Origin of the sequence: Streptomyces sp. CA2R106 (assembly GCF_037034245.1) — a bacterium.
GTDB lineage: Bacteria > Actinomycetota > Actinomycetes > Streptomycetales > Streptomycetaceae > Actinacidiphila.
The window spans coordinates 1-3,596 of sequence record NZ_JBAGKC010000088.1; the positions used below are offsets into that span (position 1 = coordinate 1).

The window sequence follows — 3,596 nt, forward strand, 5'->3', positions numbered from 1 at the left end:
TCGGCGCCGGTGACGCCACCGCGCTCGGCCTGAGCGCCGCGCGGCACCCGCTGCTCGGCGGCTCCGTCACCCTCGCCGACCGGTCGGGCGTGGTGTTCACCGGCAGGCTCTCCCTGGCGACCCACCCGTGGCTGGCCGACCACGCGGTCCACGGCACCGTCCTCGTCCCGGGCACCGCGCTGGTGGAGCTGGCGCTCCGGGCGGGAGAGGCGGCCGGGTGCGCGGCCGTCGAGGAACTGACGCTCCAGGCGCCCCTGGTCGTCCCGGCCGCGGGCGCCGTACAGGTCCAGATGGTCGTCGGGGAGCCGGACGCCCGCGGCCTGCGGCCCGTCGACGTGTACGCGCGGACCGAGGACGACACGGCGAACGCCCCCTGGACCTGCTGCGCCACCGGTCTGCTCGCCCCCGCCCCGGCCACCGCCGACCCGGCCGACCTCGCGGTGTGGCCGCCACGCGACGCGGAGCCGGTCGACACCAGCGGCTTCTACGCCTCGATGGCCGAGCGCGGCTACGCCTACGGTCCCGTCTTCCAGGGCCTGCGCCGCGCCTGGCGGAGGGGCGCGGAACTCTTCGCCGAAGTGGCGCTTCCAGCGGAAGCGGCCGACGCGGCACGGGAATTCGGCCTGCACCCGGCCCTGCTGGACGCCGCCTTGCACGCCGCCGCAGCGACGGCCCCGGACCAGGGCGACGGTGCCCGCGTCCCCTTCTCCTGGCGCCGCGTCGCGCTGCACGCCGTCGGTGCCACCGCGCTCCGCGTCCGCCTGGCCCCCACCGGCGAGGACGGTACGCACCTCGCCCTGGACGTCGCGGACACCTCCGGCGGCCCGGTGGCCTCCGTCGAGGCGCTGGCCACGCGGGAGGTTTCGGCAGAGCAGTTGGCCACGGCGTCGGCGGGGGGTGAGGACGCGCTGTTCGGGGTGGAGTGGGTGCCGGTGGTGGGTGGGGGTGAGGCGGGTCCGGTCGCGGTGGTGGGTGCCGAGGGGGCGTACGCCGATGTGGAGGCGTTGTTGGCGTCGGGTGATGACGTGCCGGGGACGGTGGTGTGGGAGTGCGGTCCGGTGGGTGGTGGTGCGGTGCCAGGGGTGGTGCGGTCGCGGTTGGCCGAGGTGTTGGGTGCGGTGCGGCGATGGGTGGCCGAGGAGCGGTTGGCGGGTTCGCGGTTGGTGGTGGTGACGCGGGGCGCTGTGTCGGTGTCCGCGGGTGAGTTGGTGGAGGTGGAGCTTGCGCCGGTGTGGGGTTTGGTGCGGGTGGCGCAGGCGGAGTATCCGGGGCGGTTCGTGTTGGCGGATCTCGATGCAGGTGCGGGCGTTGACGTGTTGGCCGCTGGACTGGCGTTGGACGAGCCGCAGTTGGCGGTCCGGGATGGCGTTATCCGCGTGCCCCGTCTCGTACGGGCGCAAGTGGCGGCGGAGGAGGGCGGTCGGGCGTTCGGTGACGGTCCGGTGCTGGTGACCGGGGCGTCGGGCGCACTGGGCACCGCACTTGCCCGGCACCTCGTGGCGGCACAGGGCGTACGGGAGTTGGTGCTGCTGAGTCGTCGCGGCCTGGAAGCGGCTGGCATGCCGGAGTTGAGCCGTGAGTTGACCGAGCAGGGTGCCGCCGTCGAGGTGGTGGCGTGTGACGCGGCGGACCGGGAGGCGCTGGCCGAGGCCCTGCGGGATCGCCGCCTCACCGGCGTGGTGCACGCGGCGGGCGTACTGGACGACGGTGTACTGGACTCACTCGACGACGCGCGCTTTGACACGGTGCTGCGCCCGAAGGTGGACGCGGCCTGGAATCTTCATGAGTTGACCCAGGGCATGGAGCTGTCGGCGTTCGTGCTGTTCTCCTCCGCTGCGGGTGTGTTCGGCAACGCCGGTCAGGCCAACTACGCGTCCGCGAACACCTTCCTGGACGCCCTCGCCCAGGCCCGCCGTGCCGAGGGCCTACCGGGGTTGTCCCTCGCGTGGGGTTTGTGGGCGGGTGCGGACAGTGCGATGACCGCCGGGCTCGGCGCGGCCGACGTGCGGCGGCTCGGCCGCGGCGGGGCCGGCGCCCTGTCGGCGGACGAGGGCCTGGCGCTCTTCGACCGGGCCGTCGCCATGGCTGCCGGGGCGGACCACGACGGCCTGCTGGTCCCCATCCGGCTCGACCTGCGCGCGCTCCGGACCGGGGCGGCCGGCGCGGCGCCGGTGCCGTCGATCCTGCGCGGCCTCCTGCCCACCCGCGTCCTGCGCAGGGCCGCGGGCGAGGCAGCGGGGAACCCGGGCGGCGACGAACTGGTTCTCACGTTGGCCGCGTTGGACGCCCAGGCACAGGAGGCGCGCGTGCTGGACGTGGTCCGGTCGGCCGTCGCTGCGGTCCTCGGGCATGCCTCCGCCGACGTGGTCGAGCCGGCGAAGTCCTTCCGCGACCTCGGCTTCGACTCGCTGACCGCTGTGGAGCTCCGCAACCGCCTGAGCTCCACCACTGGCCTGCGGCTGCCCGCCACGCTGGTCTTCGACTACCCGACGTCCGCCGCCCTCGCCGACCACGTACGGTCCCAGCTCGTCGGCGAGCAGGCAGGCGCCCCCGCCCCTGTCGCGCCCGGGCGTACGGGCCTGGACGACGACCCGGTCGTCATCGTGGGCATGAGCTGCCGCTACCCGGGGGACGTCATGTCTCCGGAGGACCTGTGGGACCTGGTGCTGGCCGGGGGCGACGCCGTCTCGGAGTTCCCGGCGGACCGCGGCTGGGACCTGGAGAACGTCTTCCATCCCGACCCGGACCATCCGGGCACGACGTACTCCCGCGAGGGCGGGTTCCTGCACCGCGCGGCCGACTTCGACCCCTCCTTCTTCGGTATCCCGCCGCGCGAGGCGCTGGCCATGGACCCGCAGCAGCGGTTGCTGCTGGAGACGTCGTGGGAGGCGTTCGAGCGTGCGGGGATCGACCCGGCCACCTTGCGCGGCAGCAGCACCGGCGTGTTCGCGGGGGTGATGTACCACGACTACGCGTCGCGGTTGCGTGAAGTGCCGGGCCACCTCGAAGGGTTGATGGGCACGGGTAACGCGACCAGTGTGATCGCGGGCCGCCTGTCGTACACGTTCGGCCTGGAGGGCCCGTCCGTCAGCGTGGATACCGCGTGTTCCTCGTCGCTGGTCGCGCTGCACCTCGCCGTGCAGGCGTTGCGTGCGGGTGAGTGCGAGATGGCGCTCGCGGGCGGGGTGACGGTGATGGCCACACCCGGTGCGTTCATCAACTTCAGCCGTCACCGCGGCCTTTCCCCCGACGGCCGCTGCAAGGCGTTCGGCGCGGGCGCGGACGGCACCGGGTGGGCCGAGGGCGTCGGGATGCTGCTGGTGGAGCGGCTCTCCGACGCCGAACGCCTGGGCCACCCCGTCCTGGCCGTGGTCCGCGGCACCGCCGTCAACCAGGACGGTGCGTCGAACGGCCTCACCGCCCCCAACGGCCCCTCCCAGCAACGGGTGATCCGCCAAGCGCTGGCCGTCGCACGCCTGACTCCCGCGCAGGTGGACGTGGTGGAGGCCCACGGCACGGGCACCTCCCTCGGCGACCCCATCGAGGCGCAGGCCCTGCAAGCCACCTACGGGCAGGGGCGTGACGCTGAACGGCCG

1 protein-coding gene is annotated in these 3,596 nt (G+C 74.2%); it reads left to right on the plus strand.

What is annotated here, in order from left to right; translation table 11 throughout:
- A partial coding sequence (locus WA788_RS35090; RefSeq protein ID WP_335984442.1) for a type I polyketide synthase occupies positions 1 to 3,596 on the plus strand: 3,596 nt, incomplete at both ends.